We start from the raw sequence: 25,575 nt of genomic DNA, 5'->3' as shown, positions 1-25,575 counted from the left end.
GGGCTCTAGTCTCGGGCGGTCGCTGCGAAATCAGCGACCGGCTTTGACAGGCCGTCCTAGTCAAACACATGGCTTTGCCTATATGGCAGCTGTGCATGGGGCACTTCACGTGCGCCGGGTTTTGTTTGACCTACCGGTCTGTCAACCCATGTACAGCAGCAATCCACCCCACACCTCCCATTCCCTCGAAGACACCCTCATCCAGGCCACGGACTATGCGCTATGTGCCCAAACCGTCGCGCATCAGGCGATTCTGCTGCAGCCCAAGTCGCCGGCCTCGATTCTGATCATGGCCACGATGCATGAGCTCGAAACGTTGCGGGTGCTGCTTGAGACGGCCTTAATTCAGGTGCAGTTGCCTGCTGAGCCGCGGACTTTGCATTAAGGGCTCCAAGCCTTGCGTTGCCTGGCCTGGCCTGGCCTCTTCGCGGGACAAGCCCGCTCCTACAGGTTCAATGCTGGCCTCAGGCTTGGCGCACGGCCTGTAGAAGCGGCTTTAGCCGCGATAGGGCCGGGCCTGGCTGTCGAGAAACTTCAGGGAGATAGAACGATGACCAGCGACGGCATCAAGACCACCGTAGGCACGACCTTTTTCTACCAGGGCGAAGGCCAGACCCACCCGCTGTTCTGCATTGCCCCGGGCATTCCCTGCCAGAGTGCACGGGAACAGGCTTCGGAACTGATGGGCTATGTGCGGGATTTGACCATTGATGGCCTGATGGACAACAAGCCGCAATTGCTTTGGGCTTCACATTATCTGAGTGCGATGGCCAAGGCGCTGATGGATGATGCTGAATTGGGGATGATGCGCTGAGTGATGGGTTGGCAGGGCTGGCCTCTTCGCGGGCGAGCCCGCTCCCACAGAGACTCGTGTCAGACTATAAAACTAGTATTTCTGCCAGTAGTAAAATCCCTGCAGCTGTTCAGAATGGGCCTCAAGCAACCGCCATTCATCCAGCACGGCAGGGACTTGAATCATGAACAAAGCATCGAACCGTTCACTTTTCTTCTACCAGGGCGACAAGCTCATTACCGTGAAAGAAGGCGACCAGCATCGCGCCATTTTCCGCAATGCGGAACAACCATTGGCAGAGTTGAGTACAGACAACACTCAAGCCGGTGGCCTTCTGGCGATCGACCAGATGGGCTCGGTGCTTGTCGTACAAGGCTCAGACGAGCAGCCATAAAAAAGCCCCTCAAGATGAGGGGCTCTTTGTTACATCACGCGATCAAGCCGCGCCCCACATCTTGTGCGGGTCGATCACGAACTTCTTCGGCACGCCTGCATCGAACTCGCCATAGCCTTCCGGCGCCTGATCCAGGTTGATCACCTGCACGCCCACCACTTCGGCAATGTTGATGCGGTCCCACATGATCGCCTGCATCAGCTGGCGGTTGTACTTCATGGTCGGGGTCTGGCCGGTGTGGAAGCTGTGCGACTTGGCCCAGCCCAGGCCGAAGCGGATGCTCAGCGCACCGATCTTGGCAGCGGCATCCACCGCGCCTGGGTCTTCGGTCACGTACAGGCCCGGGATACCGATGTTGCCGGCTACGCGGGTCACTTGCATCAGCGAGTTGAGCACGGTGGCCGGGGCCTCGTGCTTGGCGCCCTCATGACCATGACCACGGGCCTCGAAGCCGACGGCGTCAACGGCACAGTCCACTTCCGGTTCGCCGAGGATGTCGACGATCTGCTCGTGCAGCGGGGTGTCCTTGGACAGGTCGACCACTTCGAAGCCCTGGGACTTGGCGTGGGCCAGGCGCGCCGGGTTGAGGTCACCCACGATGACGCAGGCGGCGCCCAGCAGGCGCGCCGAGGCAGCGGCGGCCAGGCCGACCGGGCCGGCACCGGCGACGTAGACGGTGCTGCCTGGGCCAACGCCGGCAGTAACGGCGCCGTGGTAGCCAGTTGGCAGGATGTCGGACAGGCAGGTCAGGTCACGGATCTTCTCCATGGCCTTGTCGCGGTCCGGCAGTTTCAGCAGGTTGAAGTCGGCGTACGGCACCAGCACGTATTCGGCCTGCCCACCGGTCCAGTCGCCCATGTCGACGTAGCCGTAGGCACCGCCAGCGCGGGCCGGGTTGACGGTGAGGCAGACACCGGTGTGCATCTCTTTGCACGAGCGGCAACGGCCGCAGGCGACGTTGAACGGTACCGACACCAGGTCGCCGATCTTCAGGCGCTCTACATCACGCCCCATCTCGACGATTTCACCGGTGATTTCGTGGCCCAGGACCAGGCCGACCTGGGCAGTGGTGCGGCCGCGGACCATGTGCTGGTCGGAGCCGCAGATGTTGGTGGAAACCACCTTGAGGATCACGCCGTGCTCGATTTTCTTGCCGCGTGGGTCTTGCATTTTCGGGTAGTCGATCTTCTGCACCTCGACCTTGCCCGCGCCGAGATACACCACTCCACGATTGCCAGACATGCTCTTACCTCGCTTGATTTTTATGTATGCAGCGGTGGTGAACGCGCCGCCATCCATGGGCGGCTTGTGTTACTGGAATGCAGGGAATTGTGGGCCTGATACGGCGGATTGCACTGACTGGAAACGACAGGGAGATGCCTTTTAACGGCAGGTAGAAATGTCGGCCCCTTCGCGGGACAAGCCCGCTCCCACAGGTATTGCGTAGGCCTGGAGCAACGCGATACCTGTGGGAGCGGGCTTGTCCCGCGAAGGGGCCGGTGCAGGATGTCAGAGAACGACTGTCCGGTTGGCGTTGAGGAACACCCGCCGCTCGATGTGATACCCCACCGCCCTCGCCAATGTCAGGCACTCGATGTCACGCCCCTTGGCGATCAGGTCTTCCGGGTAATGGCTGTGGTCCACCACCTCGACACCCTGGGCAATGATCGGCCCTTCGTCGAGGTCGTTGTTGATGTAGTGCGCCGTGGCGCCGACCATCTTCACGCCCTTGTTGTAGGCCTGGTGATAAGGCTTGGCGCCCTTGAACCCGGGCAGCAACGAGTGGTGAATGTTGATCGCCCAACCATCAAGACGCCGGCACAGCTCCGGCGACAGCACCTGCATGTAGCGGGCAAGCACCACCAGCTCCGCGCCGGTTTCTTCAATCACCTGGATCACCTTGCGCTCCTGCGCAGGCTTGTCCTTCGGGTCGAGGGCGAAGTGGTAGTAGGGAATCTTGTGCCAGTGCGCCAGGGGTTCGAGGTCCGGGTGGTTGGACACCACCGCGACCACGTCCATGGCCAGCTGGCCGATGCGCTGGCGATACAGCAGGTCGTTCAGGCAATGGTCGGCCTTGGACACCATGATCACCACCTTGGGGCGGTGATTGGGTGCGGTCAGCTCGAAGGCCATGCCGAACGCATCGCTGCGCTCGGCGAGGCCGGCGCGGAAACCCGCCTCGTCGAAATCGTCCGGCTGGCGGAACTCCACGCGAATGAAGAAACGCCCCGACAGCCGGTCATCGAAGGAGTGGTGCTCCGTGACGTAGCAGTGCTGCTCGTAGAGGTAACGCGTCACTACGTCGACGGTGCCGAGCATGCTCGGGCAATCGGCGGTGAGAATCCAGGTATCCGGTGCCCGACTCATGTTCTGCTCTCCTTACGCCTCGATGCTCAGGCCGTACTCGGCCGAAGCGTCCTGCAGCCACAACCACCAGTAGTCGGAGAAGCTGCGGCGGATCACCAGTTCCCAGGTGTCTTCGGCAGTGCGGCGGATCACCAGCTGCGACTTGGCGAACACGGTGCCGACGGCCTTGCCGACCGGGAAGTTGTTCGGGTGAACATCATAGCTGGTGGATTTCATCAGCACTTCGCGCACGTTGGGGCCGCGCAGTTCCAGCAGGCTCTGCCCGCCGCTGACATTCACCACCTGGATGTGCTGGCCTTCGAGGGCCGCACGCAGCTTCTGTTCAACCGCCAGTTCCTGGCCGCCCGGAACGATCAGCAGCCACTCGTCGGGGCCGACCCATTGCAGGGAGCTGTCAGCATTGGCCACGACGGTCAGGGCAACCGGCAGCTCCAGGCCCAGGGCCTTGTGCACGCCAGCGGCGAATTCCGGATTGTGACCATCGCCACGAATGGTCAGGTGACCGAGGAATTTCTTCTCACGCAGGGTCACGCCTGCGTTCTTGCGGCCTTTGCCAACCAGGCTGGCCAGGTCGGCGTGGTGCAGTGGCGACTGGGCCTTGGCCTCGGCGCCGGGGTTTTGCTGGAAGACGTTGATAGCGCTCATTTCTTACCTGCCTTGAATTCTTGTTCGTCAGGGCTGCGCAGCGCTGCAAGCAGGCTGCGCGGCCATCCGGGGCCTTAGACGTTCTGCCGCTCACCCTTCGGATCGAAGAACACCGAAGACACGATCTCCGCCTCGATCACGCTGCCATCGGCCTGCGGCGAGTACACACGCTCGCCCATGCGCTTGAGGCCGCCCTTGACCACACCCATGGCGAACGAATAGCCCAGGGAGTTGGAGGCGTAGCTGGAGGTCACGTGGCCAACCATGTCCATCGGGATCGGCTGCTTCGGATCGAACACCAGCTGGGCGCCTTCGGGCAGCCACTTGGTCGGGTCGATCGGCTTCAGGCCTACCAGCTGCTTGCGGTTGTCGCGCAGGCAGTCTTCGCGGTTCATGCCACGCAGGCCGATCCACGAGAACGGCTTGTTGCGGCCCACGCACCAGCTCATGTTGAGGTCGTCCGGGTTCATCGAGCCATCGGTATCCTGGCCGACGATGATGAAGCCCTTCTCGGCACGCAGTACGTGCATGGTCTCGGTGCCGTACGGGGTCAGGTTGTACTTCTTGCCCGCCTCGATGATCTGTTCCAGCACGCCCATGGCGTAGTTGGCCTGCACGTTGACTTCGTACGACAGCTCACCGGTGAACGAGATACGGAACACGCGGGCCGGTACGCCGCCAACGTTGCCTTCCTTCCAGGTCATGAACGGGAAGGCTTCCTTGTCCATGTCGATGTCGGTCAGCTCGCTGAGCAGCTTGCGGCTGTTCGGGCCGGACAGGGTCATGGTGGCCCAGTGGTCGGTGACCGAGGTGAAGTACACCTTCAGCTCTGGCCATTCGGTCTGGTGGTACAGCTCCATCCACTGCAGCACGCGGGCGGCGCCGCCGGTGGTGGTGGTCATGATGAAGTGGTTGTCGCCGACGCAGGCGGTCACACCGTCGTCGAAGACCATGCCGTCTTCCTTGCACATCAGGCCGTAGCGGGCCTTGCCCACGTCGAGCTTGGTCCAGGCGTTGGTGTAGATGCGGTTGAGGAACTCGCGCGCGTCCGGGCCCTGGATGTCGATCTTGCCCAGGGTCGAGGCGTCCAGCAGGCCCACGCTGTCACGCACGGCCTTGCATTCACGGGCCACGGCGGCATGGATGTCTTCACCGGCTTTCGGGAAGTACCAAGGGCGCTTCCACTGGCCGACGTCTTCGAACTCGGCGCCGTTCTTCACGTGCCAGGCATGCAGGGCAGTGAAGCGCACTGGCTCGAACAGGTGGCCACAGTGACGACCGGCTACTGCACCGAAGGTTACCGGCGTGTAGTTCGGGCGGAACATGGTGGTGCCCATTTCCGGGATGGTGATGCCGATCGAACGGGCGGCGATGGCCAGGCCGTTGATGTTGCCCAGCTTGCCCTGGTCGGTACCGAAGCCCAGTGCAGTGTAGCGCTTGACGTGCTCGACCGACTCGAAGCCTTCGCGGGTGGCCAGTTCAATGGCTGCGGCGGTGACGTCGTTCTGCTGGTCGACGAACTGCTTGGGTGCGCGGGCAGTGCCCTTGTCGTGCGGCACCTGGAACAGCGCCACGGTGGCCTCTTCCTTGCGCGCCACGGTTTTCGGCAGGCTGCCAACGGTGGCCTTGAAGCCGGCTTCAGTGGCTGCGCGGGCGCCGCCCTCGAAGCCATCGGCAATCACATCGCCCAAGGTGTAGACGCCGTTGATGCCACCCACGCATTCGCGTTTCTGTGGGGCATCGCCCGGCACGAAGCCGAGGATGTCTTCACGCCAGACCGGGCGACCGCCCAGGTGCGACGCCAGGTGCACGATCGGGCTGTAGCCGCCGGAGGTGGCGATCAGGTCGCATTCGAGGGTTTCACCAGGGCTGGTGACCTTGTGCGCCTGCACATCGATGGCGGCCACGCGGGCGCCGCTGACGTGCTTGGTGCCCTTGGCCTCGATCACGGCACTGGAAGTGAGGATGCGGATGCCCTTGGCGCGTGCTTCTTCAACCAGCGAACCGCGTGGGTTGTGGCGGGCATCGGCAATGGCGACCACCTGCAGGCCAGCGTCGTGCCAGTCCAGCGCGGCGCGGTAGGCATGGTCGTTGTTGGTCGACAGCACCAGCTTGCGGCCCGGGGCCACGCCGTAACGGCGAACGTAGGTGGACACGGCACCGGCCAGCATGTTGCCCGGCAGGTCGTTGTTGCCGTACACCAGCGGGCGCTCGTGGGCGCCGGCAGCCAGCACCACGCGCTTGGCGCGAACACGGTGCACGCGGTGGCGAACCTGGCCGATCGGGGCGCGGTCGCCGAGGTGGTCGGTGAGGCGCTCGTGAATGGTCAGGAAGTTATGGTCGTGGTAGCCGTTGACCGTGGCGCGTGGCAGCAGGGTCACTTCCGGCAGGCTTTCCAGCTCTTTGACCACGGCGTTGACCCAGTCGGCGGCAGGCTTGCCGTCGAGGGTTTCGCGGGTGTCGAGCAGGCTGCCGCCGAACTCTTCCTGCTCGTCAGCCAGGATCACGCGGGCACCGCTGCGGGCAGCGGCCAGCGCGGCGGCCAGGCCAGCAGGGCCGGCACCGACGATCAGCACGTCGCAGTGCTGGTTCATGTAGTCGTAGCTGTCCGGATCGTTCTGCAGCGGCGCACGGCCCAGGCCGGCTGCCTTGCGAATGTACTTCTCGTACGTCATCCAGAACGATTTCGGGTACATGAAAGTTTTGTAGTAGAAGCCCGGCGGCATCATGCTGCCGCCCACCTTGCCGAGGATGCCCATGACGTCGTTGTTGACGTTCGGCCAGCCGTTGGTGCTGGTGGCGACCAGGCCTGCGTACAGCGCCTGCTGGGTGGCACGCACGTTAGGGATCTGGGTGGCTTCGCTGGAGCCGATCTGCAGGATGGCGTTCGGCTCTTCGGTACCGGCGGCGATGATGCCGCGTGGGCGCGAGTACTTGAAGCTGCGGCCAACGATGTCGACGCCGTTGGCCAGCAACGCGGCGGCCAGGCTGTCACCGGCATAACCCTGGTAGGTCTTGCCGTTGAAGGTGAAGTTCAGGACCTTGCTGCGGTCGATACGGCCGCCGCTGGCGAGGCGATAGGTCTGGCTCATACTTTTTCCCCTTGGCCTTTGACGGTCGACGGTGCGCTGCTTGGCTTGCCGGCGTCGGTCACTTGCGGCTTCTCGCCAATCTTGTAGGTTTCCAGAATTTCGTAAGTCACGGTGTTACGGGTGACGTTGAAGTACTGGCGGCAGCCGGCAACGTGGTCCCACAGTTCGTGGTGAATACCGCGTGGGTTGTCACGGTAGAACATGTAGGTGCCCCACTCCTCGTCGGAGCAGGCGTTGGGGTCCAGCGGGCGGGCGATGTGCGCCTGGCCAGAGGCGTGGAACTCTTCTTCGGAGCGCAGCTCGCCACAATGGGGACAGAAAATATGCAACATGACGGTGGCTCCGGTTAGTGGGCGACGGCGGCAGCGCCGTGTTCGTCGATCAGTGCGCCGTTGTAGAAGCGGTCCATGGAGAACGGCGCGGCCAGTGGGTGCATTTCGCCCTTGGCCAGGCTTGCGGCGAAGACGTTGCCCGAACCCGGGGTCGCCTTGAAGCCGCCAGTACCCCAACCGCAGTTGAAGAACATGTTCTTGACCGGGGTCTTGGTGATGATCGGGCACGCGTCCGGCGAGGTGTCGACGATGCCGCCCCACTGGCGGTTCATGCGCACGCGCGAGAGGTTGGGGAACATCTCGACGATGGCCTGCAGGGTGTGCTCGATCACCGGGTACGAACCGCGCTGGCCGTAGCCGACCCAGCCGTCGATACCGGCACCGATCACCAGGTCGCCCTTGTCGGACTGGCTGATGTAGCCGTGTACGGCGTTGGACATGATCACGCTGTCGATGATCGGCTTGATCGGCTCGGAGACCAGTGCTTGCAGCGGGTGCGATTCCAGCGGCAGGCGGAAGCCGGCCAGCTTGGCCATGTGCCCGGAGTTACCGGCGGTGACCACGCCGACGCGCTTGGCGCCGATGAAGCCTTTGTTGGTTTCCACACCGATGACCGCGCCGTTTTCCTTGCGGAAGCCGATTACTTCGGTCTGCTGGATCAGGTCCACGCCCAGGGCGTCGGCGGCACGGGCGAAGCCCCAGGCCACGGCGTCGTGACGGGCTACGCCGCCACGGCGCTGAACGGTGGCGCCGAGGATCGGGTAGCGGGTGTTCTTGGAGCAGTCCAGGTACGGGATTTCGGCCGCGACCTGAGCGGTGTTGAGCAGCTCGCCATCGACGCCGTTGAGGCGGTTGGCGGAGACACGACGCTCGGAGTCACGCATGTCCTGCAGGGTGTGGCACAGGTTGTAGACGCCGCGCTGGGAGAACATCACGTTGTAGTTGAGGTCCTGGGACAGGCCCTCCCACAGCTTCATGGCGTGCTCGTACAGGTGCGCCGACTCGTCCCACAGGTAGTTGGAACGCACGATGGTGGTATTACGGGCGGTGTTGCCGCCGCCCAGGTAACCCTTCTCGATCACCGCGACGTTGGTGATGCCGTGTTCCTTGGCCAGGTAGTAGGCCGTGGCCAGACCATGGCCGCCACCGCCGACGATGACCACGTCGTAGACCTTTTTAGGGGTCGGCGTGCGCCACATGCGCTGCCAGTTCTCGTGGTGGCTGAGGGAGTGCTTGAAAAGGCCGAAGCCCGAGTAGCGTTGCATGGTCGTTTACTCCACTCAGCGGTAAACAGGGAAGTCAGCGCACAGGGCCGCGACGTTCTTCGCCACATCGGCTTCGACGTCAGCGTCACCGAGGTTGTCGAGGATGTCGCAGATCCAGCCGGCCAGGGCCACGCACTGAGCGACCTTGAAGCCGCGGGTGGTGACGGCCGGGGTGCCGATGCGCAGGCCCGAGGTGACGAACGGCGACTGTGGGTCGTTCGGTACGGCGTTCTTGTTGACGGTGATGTGCGCGCGGCCCAGGGCGGCGTCGGCATCTTTACCGGTGAGGCCCTGGCGGATCAGGCTGACCAGGAACAGGTGGTTGTCGGTACCGCCGGAAACCACGTCGTAGCCGCGGTCGATGAACACCTGGGCCATGGCCTGGGCGTTTTCGATCACTTGCTTCTGGTAGCTCTTGAACTCAGGCTCCAGCGCTTCCTTGAAGCACACGGCCTTGGCAGCGATCACGTGCATCAGCGGGCCGCCCTGGGCGCCCGGGAATACCGCGGCGTTGAGCTTCTTCTCGATCTCTTCGTTGGACTTGGCAAGGATCAGGCCGCCACGTGGACCGCGCAGGGTCTTGTGGGTGGTGGTGGTGACCACGTCGGCGAACGGGATCGGGTTCGGGTACAGGCCAGCGGCAACCAGGCCGGCAACGTGGGCCATGTCGACGAACAGCAGCGCACCGACTTTGTCGGCGATGGCGCGGAAGCGTGGGAAATCGAGGGTCTTGGAGTAGGCCGAGAAACCGGCAACGATCATCTTCGGCTTGTGCTCGACGGCCAGGCGCTCGACTTCGTCGTAGTCGATCAGGCCGGTGTCGGTATTGATGCCATATTGAACGGCGTTGTACAGCTTGCCCGAGGACGACACCTTGGCGCCGTGGGTCAGGTGGCCGCCGTGGGCCAGGCTCATGCCGAGGATGGTGTCACCGGCCTGCAGCAGGGCCAGGTAGACCGCGCCGTTGGCCGACGAGCCGGAGTGTGGCTGGACGTTGGCGTAGTCGGCGCCGAACAGTTGCTTGGCGCGCTCGATGGCCAGCGCCTCGACTTTGTCGACGTGCTCGCAGCCACCGTAGTAGCGCTTGCCTGGGTAGCCTTCGGCGTACTTGTTGGTCAGGCCGCTGCCCTGGGCCTGCATCACGCGCTTGCTGGTGTAGTTTTCCGAAGCGATCAGCTCGATGTGATCTTCCTGACGCTGTTCTTCGGCATTCATCGCCGCCAGCAGTGCATCGTCGTAACCCTGGATCTGGTCTTGCTTGCTGAACATCGTGTATCTCCCGGCAGCGATCGTTTTTTGTCGTGGGGCACTGTGGCCCTTTGTGGCGATGTTATGACTGGCCGGGGCGGGTCAGATGCCTGCGCACGCCTTGCAATGGCGCGTTTACGACATTGGCTTTTGTGTTGACCATGCCGGCCCTTTCGCGGGGCAAGCCCGCTCCCACAATGTTCGATGTGCACAGGGCCATTGTGGGAGCGGGCTTGCCCCGCGAAAGGGCCGGAATGACCAACCCTGATTTCAGCTTATGGTGGGGTTGTATAGGCAACCGCTGAATCGATGGTTTAGAGTGCTGTTCTGCGTCGTTCAAAGGACAGTGCCATGACAGACAAGAGCCAACAATTCGCCAGCGACAACTATTCCGGCATCTGCCCCGAAGCCTGGGCCGCGATGGAAAAAGCCAACCAGGGCCACGACCGCGCCTACGGCGACGACCAATGGACCGAGCGTGCGTCGGAATACTTCCGCAACCTGTTCGAAACCGACTGCGAGGTGTTCTTCGCCTTCAACGGCACCGCCGCCAACTCCCTGGCCCTGGCCTCGCTGTGCCAGAGCTACCACAGCGTGATCTGCTCCGAGACCGCCCACGTCGAAACCGACGAGTGCGGCGCGCCGGAGTTCTTCTCCAACGGCTCCAAGCTGCTCACCGCACCCAGCGTCAACGGCAAGCTCACGCCTGAATCGATCCGCGAAGTGGCGCTCAAGCGCCAGGACATCCACTACCCCAAGCCGCGGGTTGTCACCATCACCCAGGCCACCGAGGTCGGTACTGTCTATCGACCCGACGAGCTCAGGGCGATCAGCGCCACCTGCAAGGAGCTGGGCCTGAACCTACACATGGACGGCGCGCGCTTCACCAACGCCTGCGCGTTCCTCGGCTGCAGCCCGGCCGAACTGACCTGGAAGGCCGGCGTGGATGTGCTGTGCTTTGGCGGCACCAAGAATGGTATGGCGGTGGGTGAGGCGATCCTGTTCTTCAACCGCCAACTGGCCGAGGACTTCGACTACCGCTGCAAGCAAGCCGGGCAACTGGCGTCGAAGATGCGCTTCCTGTCGGCGCCGTGGGTGGGGTTGCTGGAAGATGGCGCCTGGTTGCGCCATGGCAATCACGCCAACCATTGTGCGCAGTTGCTGGCGTCGCTGGTGGGTGATTTGCCGGGGGTGGAACTGATGTTCCCGGTGGAGGCCAATGGGGTGTTCCTGCAGATGCCGGAGCATGCCATTGAAGCGCTGCGTGGCAGGGGCTGGCGGTTCTATACCTTTATTGGTAGCGGTGGCGCGCGGTTCATGTGTTCGTGGGATACCGAGGAAGAGCGTGTGCGTGAACTGGCGGCGGATATCCGCACGATCATTGTTGGCTGAGGGATTGCTGGGGCTGCTGCGCAGCCCATCGCCGGCAAGCGCGGCTCCCACAGGTACGGCGCATGGCTTGAATCCTAGGCGGTCGGGGTGGAAGCCGCGCTTGCCGGCGATGGGCCGCGAAGCGGCCCCGGCAATCTAGAGTTTGAACCCACCCATCTGCCGCGCCAGGTCATCAGCCAGCCCACGCAACGCTTGGCATTCCTCGCGACACCCCTGCACCTCGGCCGCCGTCTCCCGCGCCAGGTCGGAAATGCCCTGCACCGTCCGGTTGATCTCCTCGGTCACCGCCGACTGCTCCTCGGTTGCCGTAGCCACTTGGTGGTTCATGTCACTGATGTGCTCCACCTGATCGGTAATCGCGCCCAGCGATGTGCCCGTGCGCAGGCTCGATTCAACCCCGCTACCCGTCGCCTGTTGCCCCGCCTGCATCGAACTGACCGCCGAACCTGCCCCCTGCTTCAGGCGCTGGATCATCTGCTGCACTTCATCGGTCGATAGTTGCGTACGCCGGGCCAAGGTACGCACCTCATCGGCCACCACGGCAAACCCGCGGCCCATCTCTCCAGCCCGCGCGGCCTCGATGGCTGCGTTCAGTGCAAGCAAGTTGGTCTGTTCAGAAATGCTACGGATCACCGCTAAGACTTCATCGATCGAAGCAACTTCATCCGCCAACTGGCTGACGGCATCGGCCGCCTTGCCGATATCGCCCGACATGCCCTCGATACCGCGGATCGAACGCTGCACCACTTCGCGTGCCTGCAACGCCTCCTCCCGTGCCGATTGCGATGCCTGGGCCGCATCACCGGCATTGCGGGCGATGTCCTGCACGGTCAGGCCCATCTCGTGCACGGCGGTGGCGACCATTTCGGTCATTTCCTGCTGGCGGCCGGAGCGTTCGGCCGTGTTGTCCACCACCTGGGTGACCTGCTCCACAGCCAGGTGCAGCCGCTGGCTGGTGCGCAACACCTCACCGATCAGGCCGCGCTGGCTGTCAAGGAAGCGGTTGAAACCACGGGCCAGGTCGCCCAGTTCATCCTGGCGGGCATCGTCCAGGCGATGGCTGAGGTCCCCGCTCCCACCGCCGATCTCCACCAGCGCGGCGGTGACGCGGCGAATCGGCCGCACCAGGCCTCGCGCCAGCAGTACCACCAGCAGCAGCGAAATCAATGCAACCGCGCCGCCGACCAGGCTGGTCAACCACACCGCCTGGCGCATCTGGGCGTAGATTTCCGCCTTCGGCACTTCGGCTACCAAGGTCCAGTTCAAGTCGCGCAGGGGCAACCCCAGTGCCAGATACTCTTCGCCGTCTCGGCTGAACTGGCCGCTGAGCAGTTGGCCCCCCTTGGCCAATACAGCCCTGGCTGTGTCCTCGCCCATTTGCTCGGCGAGCTGGCGCTTGCCGCTGAATGCCGCGTCTGGATGCACCTGGATCAGGCCATCGTTGCGCACGAGGAAAACCTTGCCATGCTCGCCGAAGCTGAAGTCATGGATCAGTTTCGACAGTTCGGTCATGCGCAGGCCCATGCCGGCGACGCCGACCAGCTTGCCGGCCTTTTCCACCCGGTAATCGATGAACAGCGCCAGTTCGCCCGTGGCATGGTCGATGTCGATATTTACCAGGCGTTCGGCGCCGCTGTCGATGTAACCGTAGAACCACTTGTCATTGAGGTTGCCGCGACTGAGAACGCGGTCCAGGCCATTCTCGTTGTAGTAGTTGCCGGTTTCGGTCGAGGCGAACAGCGCGGTGAACGCATGGTTGCGCTGCTTGGCGGCTTGCAGGTATTCCAGGAATTGGGGGGTCTGAGCGGGATCTTCGCCAGCCGCGAGCCAATCGCGCAGCAGCGTATTACCGGCAATGTCGGCCGCAGCCACTAACGGCTGGCCAAGCATGCGCTCGATGTCGTTGCGGATGGCTTCGATGCCGGCCGGCAAGGCCGTTTCGAGCAGGTAACGCTCGGTCAGGCGGTTGAGCGCCACCGTGAAGATGATCACTACCACCAGGATGCTCGCCAGCAGGGCTGCGCCCATGCTCGCAATCAATTGCCACTGGATGCTCTTACGCCAGATACGCATGCCCCGCTCCCCGCTAATTATTGTTTTGCGAGAAGTGTATACACTTGCGTATTCAGTTAATCCAGTGATCTGGAACAATGGGGCCGCATCGCGACCCCGAAGAGGTGTCAGGACTCAGCAATGGTCTTGACGATGGCGTCCACCGTGGCGTCGATCTGCGCCTGGGTACGCTCGAGGGTCTGCTGGTGTTCCTTTTGCAGTTCAACCTGCTTGGAACACAGATTCAGCGCGGCCAGCACCAGCAACTTGTCACCGATCAGGGTCGGGTACTGGCGCTTGGTTTCGTTCAGCGCGGTGTTGAGCATCCGCACTGCCTGGGCCAAGGTCTCTTCCTGGCCTTCGGGCGCCTTGATCGAATAGTCGCTGCCGAGGATCGACACGACATTGATCGGCTGCGCTTGCAGTCTCATGCGCCGACGACGCCTGCGCTGGCGCGGTCAAGCAAAGCCTGCAGACGTGCGGCGGTGCTGCCGTTTTTCTCTTCCTGCTCCATCAGAGACAGTTGCAGGGTCTCGTTTTCTTCCTTGGCCTGGGCCAGTTCCTGGCCGAGGACGGTGTTCTGCTCGGTGAGTTGAGCGTTTTTCTGCATCAGGTCGCTGACCAGTTGCTCGATTTGATTCAGGGAGGCTTCCAGCATGGGTCTATCTCGGGTTGTTGCAAAGGGCGCACACGATAAAGAAAAGTGTGAGCCCCCGCCATTAAATATCGGATTCTTAAGGTTTCTGCCCCGCAGATTGACAGGGTATCGGGCCCCTTGTTCCGACATGGATCAACCGCCGGTCAGGTAAATAGTTAGCTGGCTCACATTTTCCGTCAGTCAGCCTCAAGACTGGCCAGTCACGACCGATAGACAGGCAGGTCATATTTCGTCGCATGGACCGCGCCTCCATATTCCTTGCCTGGACTCTTCCCCATGTCTCTTCGCAACATGAACATCGCCCCGCGCGCGTTGCTCGGGTTCGCCCTGATCGGCGTGCTCATGCTCGGCCTTGGTATTTTCTCGCTCATGCAAATGGGCAACATCCGCCAGGCCGGCGTGGACATCGAAAATGTCAGTGTGCCCAGCATCAAGACCCTGGACGAGCTGACCGCACTCAACCTGCGCATGCGCACCCTGTCTTATCGCCTGCTGCTCAACCGCGAGCCGGAAACCCAGCGCGATACCCTCAACCTGCTGGACCAGCGCAACGCCCAGATCGACCGCGCCCACCAGGCCTACCTGCCGATGATCGGCGCTGCCGACGAGCGGGCCGCCTTCGACCAGTACACCCAGCTGCTCAGCCAGTACCGCCAACTGGAATCACGCATGCGCAGCCTGAGCCAGGCCAACCGCCTGGACGAACTGCGCGACCTGCTCAACCGCGATCTGCTGGCCAACTCCGAGCAGATCAACAAGGTCATGGACACCTTGGTGCAGATCAACACCGACCAGACCCGCGCCACCAATGAAACCGCCGCCAGCCAGTACTCCGCCGCCTTCGCCCTGGTGATCGGCCTGTTGATCGCCGCTACCGTACTGACCTTCCTCTGCGCCTTCCTGCTGACCCGCAGCATCGTCAAGCCGATCGAAGAGGCGCTGCAGGCGGCCGAGCAGGTGGCCGACGGCGACCTGACCAAGGTCATCCGCGCCGAAGGTACCGACGAAGCGGCACGCCTGCAGCGCGCCATGGCCCGTATGCAGGACAAACTGCGCGACACCCTGCAACTGATCGCCGGTTCCGCCACCCAGCTGGCCTCGGCGGCCGAAGAGCTGAACTGCGTCACCGACGAAAGCGCCCGCGGCCTGCAGCAGCAGAACAACGAAATCGAACAGGCCGCCACCGCCGTCACCGAGATGACCAGCGCCGTGGAAGAAGTGGCGCGCAATGCGGTCAGCACCTCGGAGGCTTCAAGCGAAGCCAGCCGCTCGGCCGGCGATGGTCGTGACCTGGTCATGGAAACCGTGGGTGCCATCGAGCGCATGAGCGGTGATGTGCAGGCCACCGCCCAGCTGATCACTCACCTGGCCGAGCAGTCGCGCGACATCGGCAAGGTGCTCGACGTAATCCGCGGCCTGGCCGACCAGACCAACCTGCTGGCGCTGAACGCCGCGATCGAAGCGGCACGTGCCGGTGAGGCCGGTCGTGGCTTTGCCGTGGTGGCGGATGAAGTGCGGGCACTGGCCCATCGTACCCAGCAGTCGACCAGCGAGATCGAGCGCATGATCGGCAGCATCCAGGGCGGCACCGAGCAGGCGGTGGAGTCGATGCGCACCAGCACCGAGCGCGCCGAGTCGACGTTGAGTATCGCCAAGGGTGCGGGCATGGCGCTGGATACCATTGCCGGGGCTGTGGCGCAGATCAACGAGCGTAACCTGGTGATCGCCAGTGCGGCAGAGGAGCAGGCCCAGGTGGCGCGGGAGGTGGACCGCAACCTGGTGAACATCAACGACCTGTCGGTGCAGAGTGCTACCGGGGCGCATCAGACCAGTGCGGCAAGCGCCGAGCTGTCGCGCCTGGCGGTGGACCTGAACGGTTTGGTGGCCCGCTTCCGTACCTGACTTCAGAAAGCCGGGGCCGCTTTGCGGCCCCGGCAATCTCGGATCAGTAATCGATCCGCACATCCCCTTTCGGCACACTGCAGCACGACAGGATGTAGCCCTCGGCTTCGTCTTCCTCGGTAATCCCGCCGTTGTGCTCCATCTCCACTTCGCCGCCCAGCTTGAGCACCTTGCAGGTGCCGCAGATACCCATGCCGCAGGCTTTCGGGATCATCAGGCCAACCTTCGCCGCCGCCGCATGCACGGTCTCGCCCGGGGCGACGCGGATGCTCTTCTCGCTGCCGATGAACTCCACCAGGTTGAGGTCGGAAACATCCAGTTCCGGCGCATCGGCGGCTTGCTCGGCATGCTCCACCGCATCGGCCTTGGCTTCCGGTGGCGTCGCGCCGAACGATTCCTCGTGGTAGTTCTTCATGTCGAAGCCGACCGCTTCGAGCATGCGCTTGACCGCGCTCATGTACGGCGTCGGGCCGCAGCAGAACACCGTGCGCTCCATGTAGTCCGGCGCAATCAGTTCCATCAGGCGCTGGTTCAGGTAGCCACGATAACCTGCCCACGGCTCACCTAGCCCATGCTTCTCGCAGATGATGTGCAGGCTGAAGTTGGGAATGCGCGAAGCCATCTGTTCCAGCTCGCGGTGGTAGATGATGTCCTTCGGCGAGCGCGCGCTGTGCACGAACACCATGTCGACGTTGGCGTTGGTGTCGTAGAACCAGCGCGCCATCGACATCACCGGGGTAATACCCACGCCACCGGACAGGTACAGCACCTTGCCCGCCGGGAAGTCGATGGCGTTGAACAGCCCCACCGGCCCGTGCACCGGCAGCTCGGCGCCTTCGTGCATGGTGTCGTGGAGGAAGTTGGACACCAAGCCGCCCGGCACGCGCTTGACGGTGATCGAGAAGCTGTAGGGCACCGACGGCGAGCTGGAGATGGTGTACGAGCGCATCACCGGCTTGCCTTCGATCTCCAGCTCCAGGGTGACGAACTGCCCGGGCTTGAAGAAAAACATGATCGGCTGGTCGGCCATGAAGCAGAAGGTGCGCACGTCCCAGGTCTCCTGGATGACCTTGACGCAGCGCACGATGTGGCGGCCGTTGGCCCAGGTCTGGGTGGTGACCGGATTGAGGAAGGTATCGGACATGTTCATCTCCAGCGGCCGACTATGGCCCTTTTTATGGCTTGGATAATGCGCAAGCTGAAGGCTGCGTACATTCCTGCCAGCGACATCGGCGTGCTTATCGCGACCAGCCCCGCGCTACAAGGGCTGGCGCGTCGTAATTCAAATCGGCCATGTCGCCCATGGATACGGTTCACGGCGCCTTCGGACGCACACTCCACGGCAAAACAAACAGCTGTTTTTCAGACAGTGACCTTGCGGCACCACAACAACGATTAGCCACCTTTTTCCGGCCGCGCACGGCCCCGAGGAATACACGATGGACGTCACCGCAACCCTGAGCCTGGGCGATCCACTGGAACCTGCACGCAAGGCCACCGCCGAGATGCTGCAGACCCGCGAGCGCACCTACTCGCTGCCCCAGCCGTTCTACACCGACGAGCGTCTGTTCCAGATCGACATGCAGGAGATCTTCCAGAAGGAGTGGCTGATCGCCGGCATGACCTGCGAGATCCCGGCCAAGGGCAACTACATCACCCTGCAGATCGGCAAGAACCCGATCCTGGTGGTGCGTGGTGCTGAAGGTAAGGTGCATGCCTTCCATAACGTCTGCCGCCACCGCGGCTCGCGCCTGTGCGTGAGCGACAAGGGCAAGGTGGCCAAGCTGGTCTGCCACTACCACCAGTGGACCTACGAACTGGACGGCCGCCTGCTGTTCGCGGGCACCGAAATGGGCGCCGACTTCGACATGAAGGAATATGGCCTGAAGCCTGTGCACGTGAAGGTTTCCGGCGGCTACATCTTCATCAGCCTGGCGGAAAACCCGCCTGCCATCGACGAGTTCCTGGCCACCTTGGACCATTACATGGAACCGTACGACATGGAGAACACCAAGGTGGCGGTGCAGACCACCTTGATGGAAAAGGCTAACTGGAAGCTGGTGCTGGAAAACAACCGCGAGTGCTACCACTGCTCCGGCTCGCACCCGGAACTCCTGCAGACCTTGCTGGAGTGGGACGACACCAACGACCCGCGCGCCGACCAGGCCTTCAAGGACCACGTGGCCGCGTCCGCCGCCGCCTGGGAAGCCGAGAAGATCCCGTACCTGCACAAGAGCCATGGGTTGCGTAACCGTATCGTGCGCATGCCGCTGCTCAAGGGCACCGTGTCGATGACCATGGACGGCAAGCAGGCCTGCCAGAAGCTGATGGGCCGCATCAAGAACCCAGACCTGGGCTCGATGCGCATCCTGCACCTGCCACACTCGTGGAACCACTGCATGGGCGACCACATCATCGTCTTCACCGTATGGCCGATCAGCGCACAGGAGACCATGGTCACCACCAAGTGGCTGGTGCACAAGGATGCCGTCGAGGGTGTGGATTACGACCCAGAGCGCATGCGCAAGGTGTGGGATGCCACCAACGACCAGGACCGTCGCCTGGCCGAAGAGAACCAGCGTGGGATCAACTCCACGGCGTACCAGCCTGGGCCTTACTCGAAGACTTACGAGTTTGGCGTGGTCAACTTCATTGATTGGTACAGCCAGCGGGTGCTGAACAACCTGGGCGCGGAGCCAGCGCCCTACCTGAAGGAAGTGCAAGCGCAGTAACGGTGCAGCTGGACTGACAACGCCACGGCCGGGTTAACCGCCGTGGCGTTTTACATGACAATCCAGAGCTTCCTCACACGTTACCCACAGATTTAGCTACAGCCTTTGCGGGCAGCAGTGCAAGCACTCCAGCAATACCCTCAAGCTACAATCGATCATTATTTGATCAAAACACTGTAACCCTCTGATTTAAAGGCTTACAGCCCATACCGAACATCTTGTCCACAGAAGCGCCAACAGTTTTTGTGCGCAGTTGCATTTTGATCTCTGAAACTCTGTGGGTAAGCAGCACAAGTTCCTGAAATTGCTGGCTCTGCGCGAAACTGCAGCCTTTTGATCATTTATTGAACACCACGCTAGAGCACCCAGAATTCGCGGCCTTCAGCTGTTGCCAAACAGATTATCCACAAACCCGCCAACAGTGATTGTGGGAAACTTGGCCTCCCCAGTTCTGCAGCTGCCTGTTTTCAACATCTGTGCCACTGATCATATTTTGACCGCTCCCGCGCAGCCATTGCCAGGCAAGGGCCCCAGCGAAGCGCAAACACTTTATCCACATAGTGGCGAACAGATTCCGTGGGCAAAACGGCGACGCAACTGACATTTTTACCAGTTTCACCCAAATGCCACCTGTGCTTCAGTATTGGCCACTACTTTGGCATTACTCAGGAGCAACTTATGCACAGGCGCCTGGCTGGGACTGTGAAATGGTTCGATGACGGCCATGGCATGGGGGTAATCAGCGCCGAGGGGCAAGATTGGGATTACCTGGTGTTGCGCTGTGCGGCAGGGGATGGGGGACTTTCGGCGGGGGAGCGGGTGTCATTCGAGCCGGTAACCGAAGCGCTGGCGAGCTGGGCGTTCAACGTGGTTCGGCAGTAACCGCTTTTGTAGGAGCGGCCTTGTGTCGCGAAAGGGCTGCGAAGCAGCCCCGGCAATATGTGCAACTGCGCTGATATCCTGGGGCTGCTTCGCAGCCCTTTCGCGACACAAGGCCGCTCTCATCAAACATAAAATAACTCATTGTTTTATAAGCATTAAAATCAAGCGGCCTCTACCAGTTCCAGACCCAGTTTCCGGGCCTTGCGCAGCAAGGCCCGGAGCTGCCTGCCCTTGCTTCGCTCTTCAAATTCTTCAATGCCTTTCTCTGCGTAGGCTTGGCCTCTGGTCACCATCGCATATATCAACCGTGCAACCTGATGCGCTGTGGCCTTGATCGCACAGCTCGTGTCCATTCGCGAAAGACGGGCGCGATGACTGGTACCGATAAAACTCTTGTCGTTTCTGGCGTTGGACGCGGCCTGCTTCAGTGCCTGCGCAGCACGATTGATTACTTTAGGGCCTGATCCCGATAGCTGTCGGCCGCCGGAGATGCGAGTGGGCGGTGCCAAACCCAGCCAGGAACAGAAGTGCTGTGAACTAGGAAAGCGGCTGAGATCTGGGCCGATCTCACTCGCAATGACCAACGCGGTATCCACGCCGATCGTGGGAATGGCGGTTAAATCAACGCCCATCACTTTCCAGACGGCTTGATGCAATGCGGTCTGAGCAGCAGCAGATCGGTGTGGGCTGCGCAGCACTTTGCGCGATGGCTGTGGCTTCTCTTGTCGCACAGGCAGTAGTGCTAGAACACCGCTAATCGCCTCATCGTTATCAGCGATTTGCTGTTCCAGAAAGTCGTAAGCCTCCACCTCCTGCGCTAGTGCATGGAGATGTTCCAAGCGCCAGTTGCCGTGCAGACTGCGAGCAACAGTTTCTGGAGTTGCCTTGATGCGACGATCAATCATCCCTGCCAGTATCTGTGGATCGCGTTCGCCGTCAATGATCGCTCGCAGAATCCTCATTCCCGTGACCCCAGAGATGTCACTGATGACATTGGCAAGTTGGATGTTCATCTGAGTGAGCGCTTTCTGAATACGATTCAATGCTTGCGCCTGATCGCGGACTTTATTGGCCCGTTGGCGAACCAGCGCACGCAAGGTGCAAATCGATTCAGATGGGCGGAATGCTCCTCGGAGCAATCCATGGCTCATCAACTGCCAAATCCACTGACAGTCGAGCACATCCGATTTGCGCCCGGAAATCTGCCGGGTGGACCGCGAGTTAACCAGGTAAACATTGAAGCCGCGGGCATCAAGGAGTTCAAACAAGGGAATCCAGTAGACCCCGGTTGCCTCCATAGCAACGACCTCGACTCCCATTTCAGAAAGCCAGTCGGCCAACTGGTTGAGGTCGTGCGTGAACGTGGCGAAGCTGCGCACGATGGGCTCATGATCCTTACTGGCTGCAACCCAATGCTCGCGGCTACCGATGTCAATGCCAGCACAATGTGGATGAACAAGTTGAAAACGTTGCTTGGCCTGCTTGCGCGCCATGAGTATTCCTCGCAGGATAATGGGCGCGCGGGGCACACGGCGGCGAAAGGTTCACTCTCTCATACGTGGTCATCACCTGACGGTGGTGCCTACATGGACTCCACGCCGATGCCGTGCGGGCCACTCTCCTACGCGGGTGCTGATGACACCAATGCGGGTTACGGCCTCTGTCCCGCGCCCTTAGATCCTAACAAAGCAAAAGGCGGCTGCCCTACGGGCAGCCGCCTTTTGCTTTGTCCATTTCATGCCTCAGCGCTCAATGCAGGCCATGCGCATACCAGTTTGCTGCGCGACAGCGCGGCGCCTAGCGGCGGGTGGACTCCTACAAAACAGCGCAGCCAGGCTCAGCGCAGGACACCCTCCTCTATCAGCAGCTTGAGGATCGCCTCGGCGCCCTCCTGTGGAGAAACATCCTTCAGCACCTTGCCGCCACCACCACTGGCCTTGGCGGTAGCTGCCTTCATCCGGTCCGCGCCACTCTTGGCCTTGATGACCTTGAGCCGCTTGGGCCGTGGCCGTGCTGGCTGCAACTCGGCTTCGACCAGCAGTTCATCCTCGACGATCACCACATTGCGCGCCGCCAGCACACCCCGGCGTGCCGGGCCGAACGCGCTCTGCCGCGGCTTGGGTGCAGCGTTGTCCACAGTTGCCAACAACGGCAAGCGCACTTTCAGACGGCGCCGCTGGCCGCGTGGCAGCGCTTGCAACACTTGGGCAGTACCGTTCTCGATCGACTCTACTTCAGCGAGCCCCACCACCAACGGCCAGCCGAGCTTCTCGGCCAGCAGGAACGGCAGCATGCCCGACCCCTCACCGGTTTCAGCCTGGCTGCCGGTCAGCACCAGCTGGGCGTCGGCATCACGCAGGTACTCACCCAGCACACCCAGCACATCGGCGCCGACCGGCTGCTCCAAGACGTCCAGATGGTCCAGGCCCATGCCCAGGTAAGCGCGCAGCGCTTCTTCACGTGGGTCGCCGGCATGCACCACTTGCAAGTTATCCCCCGCCAGCTGCAAACCCAGTTCCACGGCGCGGGCATCTTGCTCGGCGCGGCGGGCGCGGCCGGAGCTGGGGTGGGCACCGATGGAAACCAGGCTGATCACTTTCGTACTCATGCTCGTGCCCTTATGCCGCGTCGCGCTGGCCGCCGCTGCGGAAGTTGTCCACAGCCTCGATCAGTGCCTGAAGAATCGCCGAACTGTCGCCAATCACCGACAGGTCAGCCCGTTTGATCATGTCGCAGCCCGGGTCCATGTTGATCGCCACCACCTTGTCGCAGGCGCCAATGCCCTGCAGGTGCTGGATCGCGCCCGAGATACCCACAGCCACGTAGACCCGTGCGGTAACCCAGGTACCGGTAGCACCCACCTGGCGGTTGCGCGGCATGAAGCCATCGTCCACCGCCACCCGCGACGCGCCTTCAGTGGCGCCGAGGGCAGCAGTGGCCTTGTGGTACAGGTCCCAGTCCTTGACGCCGTTGCCGCCGGAGACGATGAATTCGGCCTCGGCCATCGCGATGGTCGCCGGGTCGACGGCCACCGAGCCCAGGTCCTCGATGCGCGACAGGCTGCGCACCACGCTTGTGGACAACTCCACTGGCAGCGCTTCGTGTCGGGTTTCGCTGACCGGCTCGGCACACTCCGCCGCGCCCAGGATCAGACGTGGTACGGCGCGCTGCAGGTCTTGCTGGCCAGCACCGGCACGGCCGATGCACTGGCCGTCCTTGATCTGCCAGACTCGCGTCGCCGGGCGCTCGCCAAGCGATGCGCCAAGGCGCCGCCCCAGCTCGCCGCCGCCGGTACGGCTGTCGGGCAGCAGCCAGTGGCGCGGGGCGAACTGGTTATCCACAGCGCGCAGGCCCTGGACCAGTTGCTCCGGTGCATAACCTTCGAATTCCTCACCTTCAAGCACCAGCAGGCGGTCGACACCGGCTGTGGAAAAGTTGCTTTCCTTGTGTTCACCGAACACCACCGCCAGCACTGCGCCGTCGCTGCCAGCCAGGCTGTGGGCCAGGCCCAGCAGGTCGCGGTCGTGGCTGCTCAGGCGGCCGCCCACCATGTCCGGCACCACGGCAATGTAGAACGCCGGCGCCGGTACCTGATGCAGCGGCAGCTGCACTTCGGCTGCCGCCGTACGCCGCCCGCCGACACCGGTGCCCTGCTGGGCACCGCTGCGGTCGATGCGCTTGAGGCCTGCCGGGCCGATGAAACCTGCGGCGATGGCATGGGGGTTCTTGCGGATCAGGCCGTTAGGCCCCATCCAGCGGGTCTGTTGCGTCTGCATCGCCGCATGCAGCGGATGCAGACGGTTACGGGCGATCCACTCGGCGCGTGGATCGCGGCGGATGATGTCGCTCATCAATGCACCTCCGCAGTTTCGCGTTTAACCGTTGGCGACTTTGGGGCCGCAGGCGTTTCCTCTTCGATCAGCACATCGGCCACCAGCTCGGCGAGGTCCTTGATCTGTGGGCGCGGTTCGACCACACCCTCGAGCATTGCGGTGCACTGCGGGCAACCCACGGCCACCAGCTCGGCCTTGGTCTCGCGGATGTCGTCCATGCGCATGTCCGGGATCCGCTGCTTGCCAGGGATGTCGGTGATCGGCGCACCACCGCCACCGCCGCAGCAACGGGAACGGAAGCCCGAGCGCTCCATTTCGCGCACTTCGATACCCAGCGCCTTGAGCACTTCACGCGGGGCTTCGTACTCACCGTTGTAGCGGCCCAGGTAGCACGGGTCGTGGTAGGTGACGCTGCCGCCCTTGTGCTGGCCGAGGTTCAACTTCTTGGCCGCGATCAGTTCGGCGATATACGTGCTGTGGTGCTGCACCTGGTAGTCGCCGCCCAGCGCGCCGTATTCGTTCTTCAACACATGGAAGCTGTGCGGGTCGCAGGTGACGATGCGCTGGAACTTGTACTTGGCCAGGGTCTGGATGTTGCGTTTGGCCAGTTGCTGGAAGGTCGCTTCATCGCCCAGGCGGCGCGCCACGTCACCGCTGTCGCGCTCTTCCAGGCCGAGCACGGCAAAGTCCACGCCCGACGCCTTGAGCACCTTGACGAACGAACGCAGGGTGCGCTGGTTGCGCATGTCGAAGGCACCGTCACCTACCCAGAACAGCACCTCGGTGGCTTTCACCTCCGAGAGCAGTTGCAGGTTGAGGTCGGCTGCCCAGTTCATCCGCCCGCCTGGGGCGAAGCCGCCAGGGTTGTCGGTGGCGATCAGGTTTTCCAGCACCTCGGCGCCCTTGTTCGGGGTCGCGCCCTTTTCCAGGGTGAGGTGGCGGCGCATGTCGACGATGGCATCGACGTGCTCGATCATCATCGGGCATTCCTCGACGCAGGCTCGGCAGGTGGTGCACGACCACAGCGTCTCGGCATCGACCAGGCCGTTGACGATCGGCTGGTGCGGGTTGCCGCTGTGCTCGCCGATCGGCTTGCCTGGGTACGGGCTACCGGCAAAGTTGGCATCGCTGCCACCGGCCAGGCCGATGACCATGTCCTGGATGAGTTTTTTCGGGTTCAGTGGCTGGCCGGCGGCGAATGCCGGGCACATGGCTTCACACTTGCCGCACTGCACGCAGGCGTCGAAGCCGAGCAGCTGGTTCCAGGTGAAGTCCACTGGCTTTTCCACGCCCAGCGGCGCGCTCCGGTCCTCCAGGTCCAGCGGCTTGAGGCCAGTGGAGCGGCCGCCGCCGAAGCGCTCGGCGCGGCGGTGCCAGGCCAGGTGCAGGGCACCGGCGAAGGCATGTTTCATCGGGCCGCCCCAGGTCATGCCGAAGAACAGCTCCGACACGCCCCACAGCACACCCAGGCCGAGAATGCCGACCATGACCCAACCTCCAGTGTTGGCCGGCAGGATGCCAGCGACTGGCAAGGTGGCGATGAAGAAGCTGGCAGCGAACACCAGAAGGCTTTTCGGCAGGCGCATCCACGGGCCCTTGGACAGGCGCGAGGGCGGGTTCAGGCGGCGCTTGAAGACGAAGATGGCGCCGGTGAACATGATTACCGTAGCCACCAGCAGCGCGTAGCCGAGGATCTTGCTCTGCAGGCCAAAGCCGTGCACCAGGATAGCCAGCGCGGCCGACAGCACGAAGCCGCCCGCAGTGGCTACGTGGGTCTTGGACATGTATTTGTCGCGCTCGACCACGTGGTGCAGGTCGACCAGGTAGCGCCTCGGCATGGCCAGCAGGCCGCCGATCAGGTCAACCTTGGACGGCCGGCCACGCCGCCACATGCGCACCCGGCGCAGGGCGCCGAGCACTGCCAGGCCAAGGGCAGCGAACAGCAGGATGGGTAGAAGGGTGTTCAACATGGGAGGCTCCCACAACAG

General features: G+C 62.7%; 22 protein-coding genes and 2 pseudogenes. 8 read left to right on the top strand and 16 right to left on the bottom strand.

The features are described 5' to 3' along the window. The first annotated feature begins 148 nt into the window (after positions 1-148). The 3 genes from C2H86_RS13815 (at position 149) to C2H86_RS13805 (ending at position 1,187) form a co-directional block, all read left to right on the top strand. Entirely contained in the window at positions 149-385 is a 237-nt protein-coding gene (locus tag C2H86_RS13815; protein WP_159408588.1) for a hypothetical protein, read from the top strand. Between the two features lie 165 nt (positions 386-550). Further along, positions 551-814 (top strand): DUF3077 domain-containing protein, encoded by a 264-nt coding sequence (locus C2H86_RS13810; RefSeq protein ID WP_159408587.1) that lies wholly within the window; start codon positions 551-553, stop codon positions 812-814. A gap of 163 nt (positions 815-977) precedes the next feature. Next, positions 978-1,187: a hypothetical protein gene (locus C2H86_RS13805; protein WP_159408586.1), complete on the top strand. Its 210-nt coding sequence runs from the start codon at positions 978-980 to the stop codon at positions 1,185-1,187. Between the two features lie 42 nt (positions 1,188-1,229). Here C2H86_RS13805 and fdhA read toward each other — a convergent pair whose 3' ends face one another. From fdhA to C2H86_RS13770, 7 genes are all read right to left on the bottom strand, one after another. Beyond that, positions 1,230-2,429: a formaldehyde dehydrogenase, glutathione-independent gene (fdhA, locus tag C2H86_RS13800; RefSeq protein WP_060480490.1), complete on the bottom strand. Its 1,200-nt coding sequence runs from the start codon at positions 2,427-2,429 to the stop codon at positions 1,230-1,232. A 267-nt stretch (positions 2,430-2,696) separates the two neighbouring features. Further along, entirely contained in the window at positions 2,697-3,554 is an 858-nt protein-coding gene (gene purU / locus C2H86_RS13795; RefSeq protein WP_159408585.1) for a formyltetrahydrofolate deformylase, read from the bottom strand. Between the two features lie 12 nt (positions 3,555-3,566). Next, positions 3,567-4,199 carry a sarcosine oxidase subunit gamma gene (locus C2H86_RS13790; RefSeq protein ID WP_159408584.1) on the bottom strand — a complete coding sequence of 211 codons (633 nt, stop codon included), beginning with the start codon at positions 4,197-4,199 and terminating at the stop codon, positions 3,567-3,569. A gap of 74 nt (positions 4,200-4,273) precedes the next feature. Next, complete coding sequence (locus C2H86_RS13785; RefSeq protein WP_159408583.1) at positions 4,274-7,291, bottom strand: sarcosine oxidase subunit alpha; 3,018 nt, start codon at positions 7,289-7,291, stop codon at positions 4,274-4,276. Continuing rightward, positions 7,288-7,623 carry a sarcosine oxidase subunit delta gene (locus C2H86_RS13780; protein WP_103448656.1) on the bottom strand — a complete coding sequence of 112 codons (336 nt, stop codon included), beginning with the start codon at positions 7,621-7,623 and terminating at the stop codon, positions 7,288-7,290. Before C2H86_RS13780 ends, C2H86_RS13785 begins: the two co-directional genes overlap by 4 nt. A gap of 14 nt (positions 7,624-7,637) precedes the next feature. Next, complete coding sequence (locus C2H86_RS13775; protein WP_003255680.1) at positions 7,638-8,888, bottom strand: sarcosine oxidase subunit beta family protein; 1,251 nt, start codon at positions 8,886-8,888, stop codon at positions 7,638-7,640. A gap of 15 nt (positions 8,889-8,903) precedes the next feature. Beyond that, entirely contained in the window at positions 8,904-10,157 is a 1,254-nt protein-coding gene (locus C2H86_RS13770; protein WP_110639190.1) for a serine hydroxymethyltransferase, read from the bottom strand. Positions 10,158-10,487: 330 nt separating this feature from the next. Between C2H86_RS13770 and C2H86_RS13765 the strand changes: the two genes are divergently transcribed. Beyond that, entirely contained in the window at positions 10,488-11,528 is a 1,041-nt protein-coding gene (locus tag C2H86_RS13765; protein WP_159408582.1) for a low specificity L-threonine aldolase, read from the top strand. Between the two features lie 135 nt (positions 11,529-11,663). Here the strand turns inward: C2H86_RS13765 and C2H86_RS28725 are convergent, their stop codons facing one another. The 4 genes and pseudogenes from C2H86_RS28725 to C2H86_RS13750 all read right to left on the bottom strand — a co-directional run bounded on the left by C2H86_RS28725 (position 11,664) and on the right by C2H86_RS13750 (position 14,238). Then, complete coding sequence (locus C2H86_RS28725; RefSeq protein ID WP_430738589.1) at positions 11,664-12,368, bottom strand: methyl-accepting chemotaxis protein; 705 nt, start codon at positions 12,366-12,368, stop codon at positions 11,664-11,666. Between the two features lie 207 nt (positions 12,369-12,575). Then, positions 12,576-13,418 (bottom strand): annotated as a pseudogene (locus tag C2H86_RS28720) (PDC sensor domain-containing protein); the annotation flags it as partial. A gap of 290 nt (positions 13,419-13,708) precedes the next feature. After that, positions 13,709-14,011: a cell division protein ZapA gene (locus C2H86_RS13755; protein WP_027917545.1), complete on the bottom strand. Its 303-nt coding sequence runs from the start codon at positions 14,009-14,011 to the stop codon at positions 13,709-13,711. Then, positions 14,008-14,238, bottom strand: coding sequence for a hypothetical protein (locus C2H86_RS13750; protein ID WP_159408580.1), 231 nt, complete (start codon positions 14,236-14,238; stop codon positions 14,008-14,010). Before C2H86_RS13750 ends, C2H86_RS13755 begins: the two co-directional genes overlap by 4 nt. 276 nt (positions 14,239-14,514) lie before the next feature. Here C2H86_RS13750 and C2H86_RS28715 point away from each other — a divergent pair. Then, positions 14,515-15,237, top strand: a pseudogene (locus tag C2H86_RS28715) (MCP four helix bundle domain-containing protein); the annotation flags it as partial. 30 nt (positions 15,238-15,267) lie between these two features. Further along, positions 15,268-16,140: a methyl-accepting chemotaxis protein gene (locus tag C2H86_RS28710; RefSeq protein WP_430738588.1), complete on the top strand. Its 873-nt coding sequence runs from the start codon at positions 15,268-15,270 to the stop codon at positions 16,138-16,140. Between the two features lie 43 nt (positions 16,141-16,183). Here the strand turns inward: C2H86_RS28710 and gbcB are convergent, their stop codons facing one another. Further along, positions 16,184-17,284, bottom strand: a complete 1,101-nt coding sequence (gene gbcB, locus C2H86_RS13740; protein ID WP_159408578.1) for a glycine-betaine demethylase subunit GbcB — start codon at positions 17,282-17,284, stop codon at positions 16,184-16,186. A 295-nt stretch (positions 17,285-17,579) separates the two neighbouring features. Here gbcB and gbcA point away from each other — a divergent pair, with 295 nt between their 5' ends. Beyond that, positions 17,580-18,872 carry a glycine-betaine demethylase subunit GbcA gene (gene gbcA / locus C2H86_RS13735; RefSeq protein ID WP_159408577.1) on the top strand — a complete coding sequence of 431 codons (1,293 nt, stop codon included), beginning with the start codon at positions 17,580-17,582 and terminating at the stop codon, positions 18,870-18,872. Positions 18,873-19,550: 678 nt separating this feature from the next. Beyond that, the gene (locus C2H86_RS13730) at positions 19,551-19,754 is read left to right on the top strand and encodes a cold-shock protein (protein ID WP_159408576.1); all 204 of its coding nucleotides are present in this window, start codon (positions 19,551-19,553) and stop codon (positions 19,752-19,754) included. Between the two features lie 161 nt (positions 19,755-19,915). Here the strand turns inward: C2H86_RS13730 and C2H86_RS13725 are convergent, their stop codons facing one another. The 4 genes from C2H86_RS13725 to dgcB form a co-directional block, all read right to left on the bottom strand. Then, positions 19,916-21,247 (bottom strand): IS110 family transposase, encoded by a 1,332-nt coding sequence (locus C2H86_RS13725; RefSeq protein ID WP_159412190.1) that lies wholly within the window; start codon positions 21,245-21,247, stop codon positions 19,916-19,918. A gap of 344 nt (positions 21,248-21,591) precedes the next feature. Beyond that, on the bottom strand, positions 21,592-22,362 hold the full coding sequence (locus C2H86_RS13720; protein ID WP_159412936.1) for an electron transfer flavoprotein subunit beta: 771 nt from the start codon (positions 22,360-22,362) through the stop codon (positions 21,592-21,594). A 10-nt stretch (positions 22,363-22,372) separates the two neighbouring features. After that, on the bottom strand, positions 22,373-23,605 hold the full coding sequence (locus C2H86_RS13715) for an electron transfer flavoprotein subunit alpha/FixB family protein (protein ID WP_159412935.1): 1,233 nt from the start codon (positions 23,603-23,605) through the stop codon (positions 22,373-22,375). Continuing rightward, the gene (dgcB, locus tag C2H86_RS13710) at positions 23,605-25,557 is read right to left on the bottom strand and encodes a dimethylglycine demethylation protein DgcB (RefSeq protein WP_159412934.1); all 1,953 of its coding nucleotides are present in this window, start codon (positions 25,555-25,557) and stop codon (positions 23,605-23,607) included. Before dgcB ends, C2H86_RS13715 begins: the two co-directional genes overlap by 1 nt. Between the last annotated feature and the right edge of the window lie 18 nt (positions 25,558-25,575).

The sequence above is a fragment of the Pseudomonas putida genome (assembly GCF_009883635.2).
Classification (GTDB): domain Bacteria; phylum Pseudomonadota; class Gammaproteobacteria; order Pseudomonadales; family Pseudomonadaceae; genus Aquipseudomonas; species Aquipseudomonas putida_W.
Note: the sequence above shows the minus strand (reverse complement) of the source record. Positions and strands in the feature narration are given on the sequence as shown.

Coding starts and splice junctions, on each gene's coding strand:
- C2H86_RS13815 (WP_159408588.1), top strand. CDS start 149: ATGTACAGCAGCAATCCACCCCACACCTCCCATTCCCTCGAAGACACC.
- C2H86_RS13810 (WP_159408587.1), top strand. CDS start 551: ATGACCAGCGACGGCATCAAGACCACCGTAGGCACGACCTTTTTCTAC.
- C2H86_RS13805 (WP_159408586.1), top strand. CDS start 978: ATGAACAAAGCATCGAACCGTTCACTTTTCTTCTACCAGGGCGACAAG.
- fdhA (WP_060480490.1), bottom strand. CDS start 2,429: ATGTCTGGCAATCGTGGAGTGGTGTATCTCGGCGCGGGCAAGGTCGAG.
- purU (WP_159408585.1), bottom strand. CDS start 3,554: ATGAGTCGGGCACCGGATACCTGGATTCTCACCGCCGATTGCCCGAGC.
- C2H86_RS13790 (WP_159408584.1), bottom strand. CDS start 4,199: ATGAGCGCTATCAACGTCTTCCAGCAAAACCCCGGCGCCGAGGCCAAG.
- C2H86_RS13785 (WP_159408583.1), bottom strand. CDS start 7,291: ATGAGCCAGACCTATCGCCTCGCCAGCGGCGGCCGTATCGACCGCAGC.
- C2H86_RS13780 (WP_103448656.1), bottom strand. CDS start 7,623: ATGTTGCATATTTTCTGTCCCCATTGTGGCGAGCTGCGCTCCGAAGAA.
- C2H86_RS13775 (WP_003255680.1), bottom strand. CDS start 8,888: ATGCAACGCTACTCGGGCTTCGGCCTTTTCAAGCACTCCCTCAGCCAC.
- C2H86_RS13770 (WP_110639190.1), bottom strand. CDS start 10,157: ATGTTCAGCAAGCAAGACCAGATCCAGGGTTACGACGATGCACTGCTG.
- C2H86_RS13765 (WP_159408582.1), top strand. CDS start 10,488: ATGACAGACAAGAGCCAACAATTCGCCAGCGACAACTATTCCGGCATC.
- C2H86_RS28725 (WP_430738589.1), bottom strand. CDS start 12,368: ATGGGCCTGACCGTGCAGGACATCGCCCGCAATGCCGGTGATGCGGCC.
- C2H86_RS13755 (WP_027917545.1), bottom strand. CDS start 14,011: ATGAGACTGCAAGCGCAGCCGATCAATGTCGTGTCGATCCTCGGCAGC.
- C2H86_RS13750 (WP_159408580.1), bottom strand. CDS start 14,238: ATGCTGGAAGCCTCCCTGAATCAAATCGAGCAACTGGTCAGCGACCTG.
- C2H86_RS28710 (WP_430738588.1), top strand. CDS start 15,268: ATGGCCCGTATGCAGGACAAACTGCGCGACACCCTGCAACTGATCGCC.
- gbcB (WP_159408578.1), bottom strand. CDS start 17,284: ATGTCCGATACCTTCCTCAATCCGGTCACCACCCAGACCTGGGCCAAC.
- gbcA (WP_159408577.1), top strand. CDS start 17,580: ATGGACGTCACCGCAACCCTGAGCCTGGGCGATCCACTGGAACCTGCA.
- C2H86_RS13730 (WP_159408576.1), top strand. CDS start 19,551: ATGCACAGGCGCCTGGCTGGGACTGTGAAATGGTTCGATGACGGCCAT.
- C2H86_RS13725 (WP_159412190.1), bottom strand. CDS start 21,247: ATGGCGCGCAAGCAGGCCAAGCAACGTTTTCAACTTGTTCATCCACAT.
- C2H86_RS13720 (WP_159412936.1), bottom strand. CDS start 22,362: ATGAGTACGAAAGTGATCAGCCTGGTTTCCATCGGTGCCCACCCCAGC.
- C2H86_RS13715 (WP_159412935.1), bottom strand. CDS start 23,605: ATGAGCGACATCATCCGCCGCGATCCACGCGCCGAGTGGATCGCCCGT.
- dgcB (WP_159412934.1), bottom strand. CDS start 25,557: ATGTTGAACACCCTTCTACCCATCCTGCTGTTCGCTGCCCTTGGCCTG.